The following is a 13,567-nucleotide window of genomic DNA, read 5'->3' on the forward strand; positions in this document are numbered from 1 at the left end:
ACGCTATCAGCAAACCCTAAATCGAAGATTCAGACACTGGAAATTGGGCGGGGTTACAATCGGAGTCCAATTTCTGTCCCCGTGTCCCCGTGTCCCCTTCTCTGTGCGTCTAGATTTAATCGCTATTCTTCTGGTGGGAAGTGAGTAAACCCTTTTGATAGTAGTCAACAATCTGTGCAGCCACTTCAGAGGCGCTTAAACCATCAGTTTGAACTTCCACTGCATCAGCTGCTTTTTTCAAGGGGGAAACCTTGCGAGTGCTATCTTTCAAGTCTCGTTCAGCAATATCCTGTTCCAGCTGCTCTAAAGTAACTTCGGGTTGACCTTGTTTTCTAAAGTCTTGCAGACGGCGACGTGCGCGTTCACCAACAGAAGCGGTTAAGAAGATTTTCACTTCAGCATCGGGGAACACATGAGTACCAATGTCCCGGCCTTCAGCCACTAAGCCACCGCGTTTACCCCAGCTTTGCTGTTGTTTTACCAGTGCTTTTCGCACTTCGCTTTGGGCTGCGATCGCAGATACTTTTGAAGTTACCTCAATTGTGCGAATTTCTTGGGTAACATCAGTACCATTAATCCATACACCTACGGGAGATTCGAGGTTAGGGCTGGGAGTAAGTTCAATTTTACACTGATTAGCTAATTCAGCGATAGCGCAACGCGCATCTTCTGCGATCGCACATTCATCATCTAAAACAATGCCATTTTTCAGCACTAGCCAAGTGATAGCTCGGTACATAGCTCCCGTATCTAAATACACTAGACCTAGCTGGTTTGCCACTTGGCGAGCCACTGTAGATTTACCAGCACCAGCAGGGCCATCAATGGCGATGATCGCTTGGCGTTGGCGTAGCCCGTCGTAGACATCGCACAAAATAGTATTGTCGATCAACCGTGTAGAACCTAGACGTGCTGCGATCGCCAGCATTCCTTCTTCCTCAACTTTTTCTAAAAACATCAACGTACTCGGTTCAACCAATTCAATATATTCCACAAAGATAGTGCTGACTTTTGCTATTTCTTGCCGCACCAATGCTATCAGTTCGCTGCTGTTACGAACGCCAGCACCAAATGCCGCTTCAGCTTGCCGCAAACCTTTAAATAACACTGTAGCTTGCTCTTTTTCCGTTGCAGTCAAATATTGATTGCGAGAACTCAAGGCCAAGCCTGACGCTTCCCGCACCGTTGGACAAGCAACAATCTCTACCGGCAAATTTAAATCAGCCACTAGCCGTTTAATAATTGCCAGTTGCTGACCATCTTTTTGACCGAAGTAGGCTCGATCAGGTTGTACCAAGTTGAAAAGCTTGGTGACAATCGTCGCCACACCTTGAAAGTGTCCTGGCCGAGAAAGACTACACAAGCCTGATATCATAGCAGATGGAGGGATCACTTGTGTAACCTGAGATTCCTGTATACTATTCTGCGGTACTCCAATTTCTTCCGGAGTAGGGGCAAAAATCACATCTACTCCTGCTTGTTCACAAAGTTGTCGGTCTAGCTCCAAAGTTCGGGGATAGCGTTGAAAATCCTCATTGGGTCCAAATTGCAGGGGATTGACAAAAATACTCACAATCACCGTAGAATTTTCTTGTCGCGCTCGTTCAATGAGGCTGAGATGACCTTGATGCAGCCCTCCCATCGTTGGCACCAACCCGACTTCTGTCTGCTCCCAAGTAGTCTGATCATCAAATAATAGCTCCTCAGAAAGCGTGAGATTGCTTTCTGTAGACGCAAGCCTTGCCGCTAGGCAGCGACGTTGATTTAAATAGCAGCGTAAAGCTGCAACTGTTGTCAGCAAGCGCACAAAATACCCCTAGTTATTCTCGATCCTCTCCCCCGTTAGTTTATATCTGAAAACGGAGTCAGGGATGAATGAACTAGGGGAATTCAGCAATAGTGAAGAGCGAGAAAAGAGTAGAGAGTAGGAAATTGGTTATCTTCCCAGAACCTCAATTTGCACTGGAGCAATGCCACTGCTCATCATGCCTAAAATTCGAGCAGCACCGGCAGAAAGGTCAATAATTCGACCACCGATGTATGGACCCCGGTCATTAATTCGCACAACCACAGAGCGACCATTGCGGGTGTTAGTAACACGAACTTTTGTACCCATGGGTAAACTGCGATGGGCAGCTGTGAATGCTTCGGGATTAAATCTTTCACCACTGGCAGTTTTATTACCAGACCAATCATAGCCGTACCAAGAAGCTATGCCCTTGAAGTTGATTTTTAATCCCCCAATGGCAATCTGTTGTGGTAGCTTTTGTAGGGATACTGGCGTTACTGGTAAGTTAGCAATCTCATTGATGGGAGATGCATTGCCTATGAGTCTGCGTAGGCGATTGGTCGCTTGTAAAGCATCCTGAGCTAGATTCTTGGTGCTGTCTGCTAATTGGATGCCTTGATTAATTTCTACCAATTCTTGATCATTTACTTTGATGGAGTAACGATCTGGCTGTTGAACAGAGTCGCTTTTGTTTTGGGCTTTATTATTGACTGGAGATTGGTTTTCTGTTTTCCAACTTACGGTAATTTGACTCGCGTCCACGTTCTCCTGAATCAGTTGGTTGATTCTAGAAGCTACTACACTAGCTCTTTTTACCGGGTCATTGTCAATGGAGCTAATTTGGTTGCTCACATCTATCGCATTCCCAAAACTAGCGACCTTTTTGGAGTTAGTAGAGACAAGGGCTGAATATTCAGAATATTTTAGTCCCTCACTATTTCCAATTGCGCCGATTTTTGTTTCCGTACTAGCAACTGGGGCAGAACTCAAAAAGGTGAGAACGGGAATATTCTTGATGTAAAGGGTTGCCGCCTGACGGTCTCCAATGCTGTGAGGATGAATTTCTGCATTCACAGTATTAGAAGTAGGTTTCTGGGTAGAGGATTGGTACTCTCCTACTTTCACTGCATCACCTGTCGGTAATGCTTGGTTCGCTGGAGAGGTTCCCTTGATGGTTTGAGTACGACCGACTGAGGGTACACCCAAAACAGCCAGAAACAGGGCGACAATAGTCCACAAATGTCTTTGATTCATGCGTCCGATTTTAAAGCGACTGTAGAACTTAAGTCTTATAATTTCGTTGGTTTTTCACCAGTGATAGTGATACTCCCTAAAACTCGAACTCGTTCCGATTTCACTTTTTGTTTATAACTGCAACACATTAACATGAACCTTTTGGCTTGGGGATCAGGGATTTAGCGTAGGTTTTGGTCATTTAGCCAAATTTAAATTCTGGTTTCTAGGGCAGAACCTTGTTCAACTGCGGATTTTGGCTGTGTAACCTTTTTTTTCTGATCGTCAATAATTTCTTATGAAAAGTTAATATTAGGTTGTTCCTCAATGAAGCAAGTAGGATCTTGAATCTGTTGATAGCCCTTGTCGCTATTTTTGTAACATATTTAACCGAATAGAAAATTTTATTTTTGTCAAAATTCCTGTCTTTAAATTAAAAAAATCATGCTAACTACTTACATAGTTTATTTGCTTAAAACTAGAGAAAAGTATGATTTAGCTAGTCTTAAAAACTAATAATTACCTATTCGACAGATTAAAAATTAGCAAAAACAAAGATACATATAATACAAAAAATTTAGTATTATGCACCTAAAAGTTTTTAGAAAAACTAGTATAAATTAAATAAAATTTTTCAGAAAAATATACGCAGAAAAAATCAGTTACTACTCCAGTAAGTATTTTACTCACCCAAAAAAAAGTAATAATGAGACAATGAAAAAAGGGGGTGAGTTTGTGGAGACAAGTTTAAACTGTAGCAAAAATCACTCTGACTCTTGCATACCCAACCTAGTAAATCCAATTTAACGCTTAATAAATAGCTATTAGCCTCATGGGAAACCCAGAAGATTTAGAAATAGTTCCATCATCATTTCCAGAAGTTCTCAAAGATTTGCATTCTCAGTACAAATCTCTGGAAGAAGGTGTGGTAGCTAACTACATTCCCGAACTGGCAAAAGTCAATCCCAACTTGTTTAGTATCTGCATTGCTACTGTAGATGGCCAGATTTATGAAGTCGGTGATTATCAACAACTATTTACTATTCAGTCGATTTCTAAGGTGTTTGTCTATGGACAGGCGCTAGAAGATCATGGACGGGATTATATTTTGACTAGGGTGGGGGTGGAACCGACAGGAGAAGCATTTAATGCAATTATCCTGGATGAGCAATCAAAGCGACCTTATAATCCTATGGTGAACGCCGGGGCTATAGCTACCACCAGTTTAATCAAGGGTTCTGGTCCAACTGAACGCCTAAATCGATTGCTAGATATGTATCGGCGCTATATTGGGCGGGATGTATTTGTGGATATTTCTGTGTTTACCTCAGAACGCAGTACGGGACATCGCAACCGCGCTACAGCGCACCTGATGCTAAATTTTGGCATGATTGACCAAAATATTGAGGAAGCCTTGGATTTATATTTTCAACAATGTTCTGTCATGGTTAATTGTCGAGACTTGGCAGTGATGGCTGCAACTCTCGCCAATAAAGGTATTAACCCAATTACGAAGGAAAAAGCGGTAGATAACCGTTATATCAAAGATATATTGAGCGTGATGTACACCTGCGGGATGTATAACTTTGCGGGTGAATGGGCTTACAATGTAGGAATTCCGGCAAAAAGCGGCGTTTGTGGGGGAATTATTGCCGTTGTTCCCAACCAAATGGGGATTGGAGTGTTTTCACCTCTGCTAGATGTTCGGGGTAACAGTGTGCGCGGGGTGAAGGTATGTGAGCAACTGTCTCAACGGTTGGGTTTACATCTGTTTGATTGTTCGCGTCAGGAAGGAATTTAATTTTGTTTAATTTTCTCCAACTACTGATAATTCACCTCATTAAGTAGGTGAGCGTGAGATCACCAAAATGTGTGATTGAAGAAGGAGTCAGGAGTCAGTAGCCAGGAGCGGAGCCGGAGACGCTCCGCCTCCGGTCAGAATCAATCAGTCGGGGATTGGGATCCGCAACTGATTGTTCGCCGTTGGCGTTCCCGAAGGGTAGACCACCAAATCTACGATTTAGTGGGGGTCTAAAACCCGGTTATTCATCCGCCACTCGCACAGCATTCATTCTGTAGCTTGCTTCCCTGAAAGGGTATTCTGACTCCTGACTCCTGAATTCTGTTCGATAAAAGTAAATAAGGTTAAAACCCTTTTCTCCCTGCTCCCTGCTCCCCTGTCTTGTCACAACGATAATTATTTACGCCCACCTATTTAGTGGCAGCAATAATTAAGAAGTTATTAAAAATAATCAGTATTCCTTAATTAATGCTGGAAACTCTTTAATAAGACATTAAACAACTGAATAAAAATTAGCACTCTCGGCTAACAAGTGCTAATTCTCGACTAACTTTTTCAACCTATGGACTAGGCAAACATTCTACTTTTTCTAGCTGGAGTTGACTATTTTTTCGACCATAATTTGCCAAAACATCAGGTTGATTTGGAATTGATTAAATAGATAGGGAGGACTGGAATGAAATTTAGTTTCGATATTGTAGGAGTATCTCCAGTTTTGTACTTTTTTAATCACCAACAGCAGAGTTGGCAAAAACCTCAGCCGCCTGGTGTGGAATATCTGGGAACCCATACTTGTACACTCGATGGGTTTCTAGAATCTGTGGAATCTGTTTTACCAAAGTTAAATTGGAATCTAGATCCAGTTGTAGATACGGTAATTCAATTTTGGTTGAACAACTCGGAGAGTATTCAATATTGGAAATCCAGGTTACAAGATGCCGGAAGAGATAATTTAGTAGTAGCAAGAGTGGCAGAAATACAAGCTTTGCAAGCTGAATTTGAATCACTACTAGGTAAAAATTGGTAACCTCACATTTTGCCTGATCAGCTGTTGTTATTTATTTTCTGCACATTGAGACAGCAGAGGATTTGCAAGTTTTGCCTAAAATTATGGCTGCGCTGACCAAAATCATGAGCAATTTGCAGGTGCGACAGCTTATCAGTACTACTCGATAATGGTTTCGCTTTCTAAGGCTTTGAGAACTTTCAAATATAAATCTTCTACTCTCTTAGTTTGGATTTCACCACTGGCAGCATAGTGAGATAAGCTAGGAGAGCCATTTACTTCCAGCAGGGTATAATCTACCATCGGCTTTGTAATGTCGCTGGTAATTACATCTACACCTGCTAATCTTAGTCCTATATCTTTTGTAATATTGACGGCTAATTTTTGAAAATCAGGATGGATGCTTTCAGTTAAATCTATGGCTTCACCTCCACTTGATAAATTCGCATTATCGAGAAGATAAACAATAGTATCTTTAGGAATAACTCTACTGAAACTTAGATTCTGCTTTTGTAGTTTTTTATCAATTCGGAAATCATCAAAGTGAATAATTGTTTTTCTACCATTTTTTATAAACTGCTCTTGCTTCTGCTGCATGAGTTCTAAGATATTTGATTTGCCGTCTCCAGTTATAAATAAAGGAATCCTTTGATAAGCTGCTATAACTTCGTTATCCAAGACTACGATTCTATAATCGTTACCACTATAGAACTTCTCAACAATTAATCCTGAGTTGATCTGCAATATTTTTTCGGCAACTTCATAGTATTCTGTCTGATTGTGAACCTTAGCTACTAATATTCCCTGACTGAGATTTAGCGGTTTGACAATTAGTGGAAATCCCAGTTCTTTTGCATAATTAAATCCATCATCAATATTTCTGGGGTTAGATATTTTATTACATATTTGAGCATTGAAAAAGGTTTTTCCCTCTGGAACTTTATATCCAAATTTATTGAGAAAAAAGTTGGAGTAAGCTTTATCTTTAGCTAGATATGCTGAACCAAAGCCATTAATATTTAATTTAGTACTACTAAAACAAGATTTTTTACCATTTTTAAAGGTAATATGTCCGACTAATTCATATTCTGGTTCTACTAAGATTACTGCCCCTATTTGAGATGCTACTTTTTGCAGTATTGATGTGATTAATGGCATTTTTATTTACCAATATTCTAAGTACGCAATCATTTTACCAAAACAGTGCTGAGTAAAAAAGTAATAATCACATTCAGCACTGTATGGGTAATATTGTACTAACGTAAGTTGCTCTTTTGGTGGCTCGTAACTGGGAAAAGGCAACAAGTAATAATTTTATCAATTACAAATTACCAGCCTCAACTAGTTAACTAGTACATCCCGGCGCAAATAAAGCTACCATACCTTTACGGGGAAGCAAGCTACAAATTAAACCTAACACCTAGGTCAAAAGCTTTTTTTAATTTTTAATTTTTAATTTTTAATTTTTTATTCCGGGCGGTATTAGTAACTTAGATTAGTACATTAGACTTGGTTTGTGTATCTTGAAAACTGCGTAAACTCTATTCACCTCAGTTTTGCTGCTGAGTAGAAGCTATTTTGTCACACTAAGTATTGACAATTCAAAAATTATGTAATAACAAGGTGGCATCATCAATTAAAGGCGCTAGTGTATCCCCCCGAAGAGACACACTAACGCTGTTCACTGAATTTCATACGGTTAATATAATCATGCCACAAAATACTGATTACAAAGATACAAAGTCAGAAACTCAAGCACTTGCTTACAGAAATCGCCTGAATGGTTGGGCGATCGCTCGTGTGGTTGCAAATCAGGAACGGGTGATTGTCGGGCGATTCCGCAGCCGTTCCAACGCTGATGGTTATATGCAACACTTACGCCAGCTGACACCGAATGCTTCTTTTGAGCTTGTCTTTGATTGTCAGCAGGAAGAAGTGGTGATTTAGGCTTTGAGGCTAGGCGATCGCAGTTGAGTTAATTGAGAGGATGTTTTCAAAGTGATCATTGATGTATCAAAACCTCAAACCTGATACTTAACAAACATCCTCTTAAATATAGCCGTGGACAGGGTAGTTAGGACATCAATTGATAATGAAACTCCCACTACAAGAGGGTTTTACTCCTGACTCCTGACTCCTGACTCCTGACTCCTGCTATAGCTGCTAATTCCTGCAATTTTGTTAACACTGCTTGAGCATGACCTTTAGTTTTGACATTTGGCCAAGCATAGGCGATGGTTTTATCAGGTGAAATCAAAAAAGTTGACCGAGCCACACCCATATATTCTTTACCCATAAACTTCTTTAATCTCCAAGCACCATAGGCTTCTATTAATTGATGTTCTGGGTCACTTAATAGGGTAATTGATAATTGATGTTTGTCGATGAATTTGCAATGTGCTTTACCAGAATCTGGACTGACACCGATGACTTTAGCTCCCAGTGTAGTGAATTGTGGAGATAAATCGGTGAAGTCTTTTGCTTCTGTGGTGCATCCTGGAGTATCGTCTTTGGGGTAGAAATAAAGGACTATCCATTCACTGAAGTCAGCAAGGCTAACTGGTTTGTCGTTTTGATCTGGAGTGGTGAAGTCTGGTGCTGGTTGTCCAGTTTGGGGAATTTCGGTCATGATGGGATTTAGATGAGTTGCAAAAATCAGGATTTAAATTTTTTAACCGCAGATACATTACCATGTCAGCCTCTATCTGCGGTAGTTTTTTATCGAACAGAATTCAGGAGTCAGGAGTCAGAATTCAGTAGGGTATTCTGTGCGAGTGGCGGATGAATAACCGGGTTTAAGACCCCCACCAAATCTACGATTTGGTGGTCTTTAATCAGTCGCAGGTTCCAATCCTCGACTGATTGATTCTGACCGGAGGCGGAGCGTCTCCGGCTCCGCTCCTGGCTACTGACTCCTGACTCCTTCTTCAACTCCTATGTTTAAATATTAATACTATTGGGGATGCGAGAAGGTAAAAGATAGGGATATTCAACACCGCTGTCTGTTAACCGTTGCTGATTTCGGGCTTTGATTTTGTTTTCAATTTCCAACAAATCATTTTGAAATTGAGCGAGAATTTGTCTATCAATTTTATCTGCAAACTGAATTAAATCAGAACTTCCCAAGTTACCCCAATAAATTCCACTCAATGCAGAAGTTAATCGCATTTGCTGTAAATCTTTATCTGTTGAGGGGAGAAATTCTTCTAAACTGGCTGGTGTATCTGGTCGGCTATAGTTTGCTAAGGGTGCGTTAGGAACATAACCAAAGTAATCGTATTGACTGAAGTTGACGGCTGCGTGTTGGGGTCCACAGGTAAAGATGGTGATAGTTGCAATATCTATTAATTGTTGCAAACTCCCAATTTTTGTAAACCCAGGTACGCGGGGATAGGAAGGTAGTTCTTGGGGTTCAATTCCTGATTCTGCTACCAATTCTTTGGGAAACCATGCAGGTACTTGGGGGAAATCTGATTTGGGACGGGTGTTTAAAGGTGCGCTTAATTCATCAGCCCAAGCTTGTAAATAGGGGTCTTGCTGTACGGCTTTGTCGTCTGGGTAGTAGCGTTGTAAATAGCGTGTTGTATATTTAGCGATCGCTTCCCATAATAACAAAGCATCGTCCCTGTAAGGGAAATCTGGCAATAATTGCGGTTCAATTCCCCGTACTTCAATATCATTCAACAGGGAATAATACCAAAATGACTTTTCTCGATAAGCCTTATTGATCAACCTTGAGGAACTTTCCACAGTTGGAGCCATCAAACTATCAATTGCTGCACCTTTTGCAAAGAAGATAGTATTATCTCGGTTATTGATAGCAATTAAAAACTTAAAATGGGGAGATAAAAGCTGATAAACTGGGTGATTACTTGGTAATTGTCTGGGAGTAGCAATAGCCAAAGCTTCCATGGCTAAATGAGTATAACTCAAATGGGCAATCAATTCGTGATGAGTGGCATCCGCAGTTTGAAAGTATAATTTTGCTCTTTCCCAATCATCTGCTGCTTGTCCAGTAATTCCTGGAGTCACAACTCTGCCTTTTTCAACTTCAATGAGTACCGGTTCTAAACCCTTATCTGTGTGGTGAAATAAAGCTACTGGACTACCTACATATTTACCAGGTTGTAAATCCGTAACTTTCAAATCTCTTAATAGTGGATAGTCAGCAATAAATAAACGGTTTTCACTTGCAGACTTGATTAAATCTATCGCCCCGTTATTAACTAACTTGTAAGGTTGAGTAGCCAAAGCTTGCAGAAAACCTTGATCAATTGCTTGCACTCGTCGCAATACTGTAGGATTTGCACCAGCTACTCTTTGCCGGACAAATTCCTTATCGCTTAAACCCCCATCCCGTTGATGAATTATACTCACAATGGGAGGATTAATACCATCCTTTGCTAAAGCTTGAAAAAATAACTTTCTTTGCTGCTCATTTCTTGTGAGTGTAGGTAGATTTTTATCTACAGTTGCGACTGCTTTATTTACAGCCATTATCGTTTGTAATAACTTCTTTCTTTCGCGGATATAACTACTATTAAATTGTTCATTTGGTGGTAGATTAAAATTAAACCATCCCGACTGAAAAACTTCGCAGTCTACTAACAAAGTTGATATATTTAACCAATCTTCCTCTAACTTGCTAACTTTTTTCTCTACCTCTGTCAGCAACAAACTCCAAGGTTCTGAGAGTTTTCCCTGTTGGAGAAGATTTTGATAAATCTTAGTCAAGACGTAGCGCACAGTACCATCTTCACCAGTGTAGGGAAATAACCGTGCAGAACCCTTTTGTTCTAAGCCATAGGGATGATAGCGATAGTAACCTTGTTGTTCCTTTAAAGATGTGTATTTTGTCATAATTTACTCCTATTTAGATTTTAGATTGTAAATAATGCTAGGGACGTTCCACTTGAGGCAATCATGTTTAAAATGGGTATTACCATCTAAACGCTTGCTAATCGAGATTGGCACTACAATTAAGTCTAAACCAATAAATTTATGTTACGTGATTTTACCAGTCGTGAAGAATTAGTAGCGTATCTGCGCGAACAATTTCCCCAAGCCGCAGAGCGAGATGATCACATCAGCATCACTGTGGGGGGACGGAAAGCCGCCAAACAAATATTACATAAAATAGACCCAGTATCATACGCTAAAACACGTAATTTTTTAACGGGTGCAGTCACAAGACTATCACCTTATATTCGTTATGGCGTTTTGAGTTTGCGAGAAATTAGAGATTACATTCTTGATAAAGTCCAGAATTCCGACGAAGCAACTAAACTAATTACCGAATTAGCTTGGCGTGATTATTGGCAAAGGCTATACATCAAACTAGGAAACGGTATTTGGCAAAATCAAGAAGAATACAAAACTGGCTACAAATTAGCAGACTATGCAGCAGCCTTACCCCAAGATATTACAACAGGAACTACTGGTAGCGTTTGCATTGACAGCTTTAGCCGAGAGTTACAGGAAACTGGCTACCTGCACAATCACATCAGAATGTGGTTAGCCGCTTATATTGTCCATTGGCGACGTATTCAATGGCAAGCTGGTGCAAAATGGTTTTTACAGCACTTGCTTGATGGTGATCCAGCCAGTAATAATATGTCATGGCAGTGGGTAGCAAGTACATTTAGCCACAAACCCTATTTCTTCAACCGCGAGAATTTAGAACGTTACACTAAAGGCGTTTATTGTCGTCAATGTCCACTTTATGGAAAATGTGATTTTGAAGGCAGTTATGAAGAATTAGAACAGCGACTTTTTCCGAAAGGGCAATTTAGTAAACAAGCAAATAGTCGAACTTGGCAGAAATGATAATTAGACAAGCAACCATAAATGATCATCAATGTGTGCTAAAGTACGCACTTAAACTTGTTCATCAACATAAAAATTTCAATCCTTTAAGGTTTGTTGAATTTGAAAATCATCAAGAACAGCTTTTTGATTTTTTTGCAGCAGAGATTGTCAACCCAAAAGCAGTTGTGTTAGTTCTGGAAGCAGAAAATGAAATTGTTGGTTACTCATTTACAAGGTTAGAAGAAAGCAGTTTGGTTGATATTGCCCCTGAATCAGCATGGCTTCATGATATTTACATTGATGAATCGGTGCGGGGAATGGGAGCAGGAAAATTGCTGTTAGATGCTTCAATAGATGCGGCAAAGAAGTTAGGTTCACGAATATTGATACTTCAAGTGGCTGCACAAAACGAATTTGCTAAGAAGCTATTTGAAGCTAATGGATTTAATGTAGCGACTTACGAGATGATGATGAATTTAAATGAAGGGTGAAAAAGGTTAGAGGTTTTATGAGAGCATTAGGAATAAAAGTAACCATAACAGGCGATGGTAAGTTATTAGTTAATTCTCCTGTAGATATGCCAGTGGGGGAATATGATGCTGTGCTTGTAATAGAAGATAAACCAATTCAGGATAGCATCCAGACTTCTGTGCAAAATGCTCAGGCTCTTTTTAGAAAATATATTCCTGCTAGTAGAAACCTTTCTGAAGAGTTAATTCAGGAAAGACGATTGGAGAGTTTAAGTGAGTGAAGTTGTTGTCGATGCTTCTGCTATTTTAGCTTTACTCAATCAGGAAACTGGTAAGATATAATTTGAGTACCACAAAATATGGATCTATCTATGAAATTCAAAATAATTGATATTCAAGAAGATACAAATCTTAATTGCTACTCTGTGCTTACAGTAGTTAGCATCCCTGATTTTCTAGAATTTGTTAAACCTATTCATGAAGAAAAAGGCAACCTTGATGAGCAGAGAGAAGTTTTGCAAAGCAGGTCTGCGAAAATTATTCGTAATCAAATGGTCGAAGATTTGCGAAAAGGGGGAATACTACCTCCTATTGTATTAGGAATTATTTGTGACACAGAAATAATAAATGAAGATAATTTTTTTAGGTTGATTGAAAATCAAGAAAAGATTAGCATTTTAGATGGTATGCAAAGAATACAAGCCTTAGAAGATGCTATGTATCTTTATCATAATATTCGTGTTGAATTTTGGTTTACTCAAGATGAATCAGCTTTATTATATAGAATGCTAATACTTAATTCTGGTCAAATTCCTTGGGGACTTGATAAACAATTGGAGGTAGTTTTTAAACCAATTCTCAAGAAATGGAGATATGACATTCCTCATTTAGATAATTTGATTGCCAGAAATTTATATAAACAGTCGGAAATTGTGGAACTATTTTTAGCATTTACTTCCAGAAAACTTAGAATTGATAAAAAGCAACAATTAGCTGAATATCATGCTGCTTTAGACATCATGAGTTTAATTAGAGAAAAATCAGGACGCACAATTTATAAATTTGAAGAAGTTTTTACAATCATGATTGAAATTGATCAGCTACTTTCAGAAATTGAAGATCGCTATGTTTTCACTAATCAAAATGTAAGAGTTAGTTTTATGGTAGCTTGTGCAGAAAAAATATTTGGTTTATTGGGAAGTAATATGGAAAAAGAACATGAAAAAGTAGAACATAATTTTCAAGATTTAATTATTAAATTAAATAAAGTACGAGATAAGATTAAATCTCAGAATATCCAGGAAAATTTTTACTTTCTAGCTTTGGATATTTTGACAGAAAAGATCCGGTTTCTGCCTAAAGATAAACACGGACAGGCTTTTTTGGATGGATTTAAAGTGATTTTTTCTGAACCTGAAATCAACTCTTTTGCTGTTTGCTGGAATAAAATGTACTAAAAC

General features: G+C 39.3%; 12 protein-coding genes. 7 read left to right on the forward strand and 5 right to left on the reverse strand.

Features of this window, described 5'->3' with window-relative positions; translation table 11 throughout:
• Window positions 1–115: 115 nt before the first annotated feature.
• Window positions 116–1,807: a bifunctional pantoate--beta-alanine ligase/(d)CMP kinase gene (locus H6G68_RS10645; protein ID WP_190906627.1), complete on the reverse strand. Its 1,692-nt coding sequence runs from the start codon at window positions 1,805–1,807 to the stop codon at window positions 116–118.
• A gap of 129 nt (window positions 1,808–1,936) precedes the next feature.
• Entirely contained in the window at window positions 1,937–3,043 is a 1,107-nt protein-coding gene (locus H6G68_RS10650; RefSeq protein ID WP_190906628.1) for a septal ring lytic transglycosylase RlpA family protein, read from the reverse strand.
• A gap of 811 nt (window positions 3,044–3,854) precedes the next feature.
• On the opposite strand from H6G68_RS10650, the gene glsA reads away from it, so the two are divergent.
• Both glsA and H6G68_RS10660 read left to right on the forward strand, forming a co-directional pair.
• Window positions 3,855–4,823, forward strand: coding sequence for a glutaminase A (gene glsA / locus H6G68_RS10655; RefSeq protein WP_190906629.1), 969 nt, complete (start codon window positions 3,855–3,857; stop codon window positions 4,821–4,823).
• A gap of 676 nt (window positions 4,824–5,499) precedes the next feature.
• The gene (locus tag H6G68_RS10660) at window positions 5,500–5,850 is read left to right on the forward strand and encodes a hypothetical protein (protein WP_190906630.1); all 351 of its coding nucleotides are present in this window, start codon (window positions 5,500–5,502) and stop codon (window positions 5,848–5,850) included.
• A 138-nt stretch (window positions 5,851–5,988) separates the two neighbouring features.
• On the opposite strand, the gene H6G68_RS10665 is transcribed toward H6G68_RS10660, so the two are convergent.
• Complete coding sequence (locus H6G68_RS10665; RefSeq protein ID WP_190906631.1) at window positions 5,989–6,987, reverse strand: cyanophycin synthetase; 999 nt, start codon at window positions 6,985–6,987, stop codon at window positions 5,989–5,991.
• A gap of 552 nt (window positions 6,988–7,539) precedes the next feature.
• Between H6G68_RS10665 and H6G68_RS10670 the strand changes: the two genes are divergently transcribed.
• On the forward strand, window positions 7,540–7,776 hold the full coding sequence (locus H6G68_RS10670; protein WP_127055840.1) for an SPOR domain-containing protein: 237 nt from the start codon (window positions 7,540–7,542) through the stop codon (window positions 7,774–7,776).
• Window positions 7,777–7,933: 157 nt separating this feature from the next.
• On the opposite strand, the gene bcp is transcribed toward H6G68_RS10670, so the two are convergent.
• Window positions 7,934–8,458, reverse strand: a complete 525-nt coding sequence (gene bcp / locus H6G68_RS10675) for a thioredoxin-dependent thiol peroxidase (protein ID WP_190906632.1) — start codon at window positions 8,456–8,458, stop codon at window positions 7,934–7,936.
• Window positions 8,459–8,769: 311 nt separating this feature from the next.
• Window positions 8,770–10,689, reverse strand: a complete 1,920-nt coding sequence (locus H6G68_RS10680) for a lipoxygenase family protein (protein ID WP_190906633.1) — start codon at window positions 10,687–10,689, stop codon at window positions 8,770–8,772.
• A 141-nt stretch (window positions 10,690–10,830) separates the two neighbouring features.
• On the opposite strand from H6G68_RS10680, the gene H6G68_RS10685 reads away from it, so the two are divergent.
• The 4 genes from H6G68_RS10685 (at window position 10,831) to H6G68_RS10700 (ending at window position 13,564) form a co-directional block, all read left to right on the forward strand.
• Entirely contained in the window at window positions 10,831–11,655 is an 825-nt protein-coding gene (locus H6G68_RS10685; RefSeq protein WP_190906634.1) for an FAD-binding domain-containing protein, read from the forward strand.
• Window positions 11,652–12,128 carry a GNAT family N-acetyltransferase gene (locus tag H6G68_RS10690; protein WP_190906635.1) on the forward strand — a complete coding sequence of 159 codons (477 nt, stop codon included), beginning with the start codon at window positions 11,652–11,654 and terminating at the stop codon, window positions 12,126–12,128. The genes H6G68_RS10685 and H6G68_RS10690 overlap by 4 nt, the downstream gene beginning before the upstream one ends.
• Before the next feature lie 17 nt (window positions 12,129–12,145).
• A complete protein-coding gene (locus H6G68_RS10695; protein WP_190906636.1) occupies window positions 12,146–12,388 on the forward strand; it encodes a hypothetical protein in 243 nt (80 codons plus the stop codon).
• A gap of 78 nt (window positions 12,389–12,466) precedes the next feature.
• Window positions 12,467–13,564 (forward strand): ParB N-terminal domain-containing protein, encoded by a 1,098-nt coding sequence (locus tag H6G68_RS10700; protein ID WP_242045220.1) that lies wholly within the window; start codon window positions 12,467–12,469, stop codon window positions 13,562–13,564.
• Window positions 13,565–13,567 lie beyond the last annotated feature (3 nt).

Origin of the sequence: Anabaena catenula FACHB-362, assembly GCF_014698735.1 — a bacterium.
Lineage (GTDB): Bacteria > Cyanobacteriota > Cyanobacteriia > Cyanobacteriales > Nostocaceae > Anabaena > Anabaena variabilis_A.

What these genes read in the sequence shown, in the direction of transcription:
- H6G68_RS10650 (WP_190906628.1), bottom strand. Translation starts at nt 3,043, where the DNA reads ATGAATCAAAGACATTTGTGGACTATTGTCGCCCTGTTTCTGGCTGTT.
- glsA (WP_190906629.1), top strand. Translation starts at nt 3,855, where the DNA reads ATGGGAAACCCAGAAGATTTAGAAATAGTTCCATCATCATTTCCAGAA.
- H6G68_RS10660 (WP_190906630.1), top strand. Translation starts at nt 5,500, where the DNA reads ATGAAATTTAGTTTCGATATTGTAGGAGTATCTCCAGTTTTGTACTTT.
- H6G68_RS10665 (WP_190906631.1), bottom strand. Translation starts at nt 6,987, where the DNA reads ATGCCATTAATCACATCAATACTGCAAAAAGTAGCATCTCAAATAGGG.
- H6G68_RS10670 (WP_127055840.1), top strand. Translation starts at nt 7,540, where the DNA reads ATGCCACAAAATACTGATTACAAAGATACAAAGTCAGAAACTCAAGCA.
- bcp (WP_190906632.1), bottom strand. Translation starts at nt 8,458, where the DNA reads ATGACCGAAATTCCCCAAACTGGACAACCAGCACCAGACTTCACCACT.
- H6G68_RS10680 (WP_190906633.1), bottom strand. Translation starts at nt 10,689, where the DNA reads ATGACAAAATACACATCTTTAAAGGAACAACAAGGTTACTATCGCTAT.
- H6G68_RS10685 (WP_190906634.1), top strand. Translation starts at nt 10,831, where the DNA reads ATGTTACGTGATTTTACCAGTCGTGAAGAATTAGTAGCGTATCTGCGC.
- H6G68_RS10690 (WP_190906635.1), top strand. Translation starts at nt 11,652, where the DNA reads ATGATAATTAGACAAGCAACCATAAATGATCATCAATGTGTGCTAAAG.
- H6G68_RS10695 (WP_190906636.1), top strand. Translation starts at nt 12,146, where the DNA reads ATGAGAGCATTAGGAATAAAAGTAACCATAACAGGCGATGGTAAGTTA.
- H6G68_RS10700 (WP_242045220.1), top strand. Translation starts at nt 12,467, where the DNA reads ATGGATCTATCTATGAAATTCAAAATAATTGATATTCAAGAAGATACA.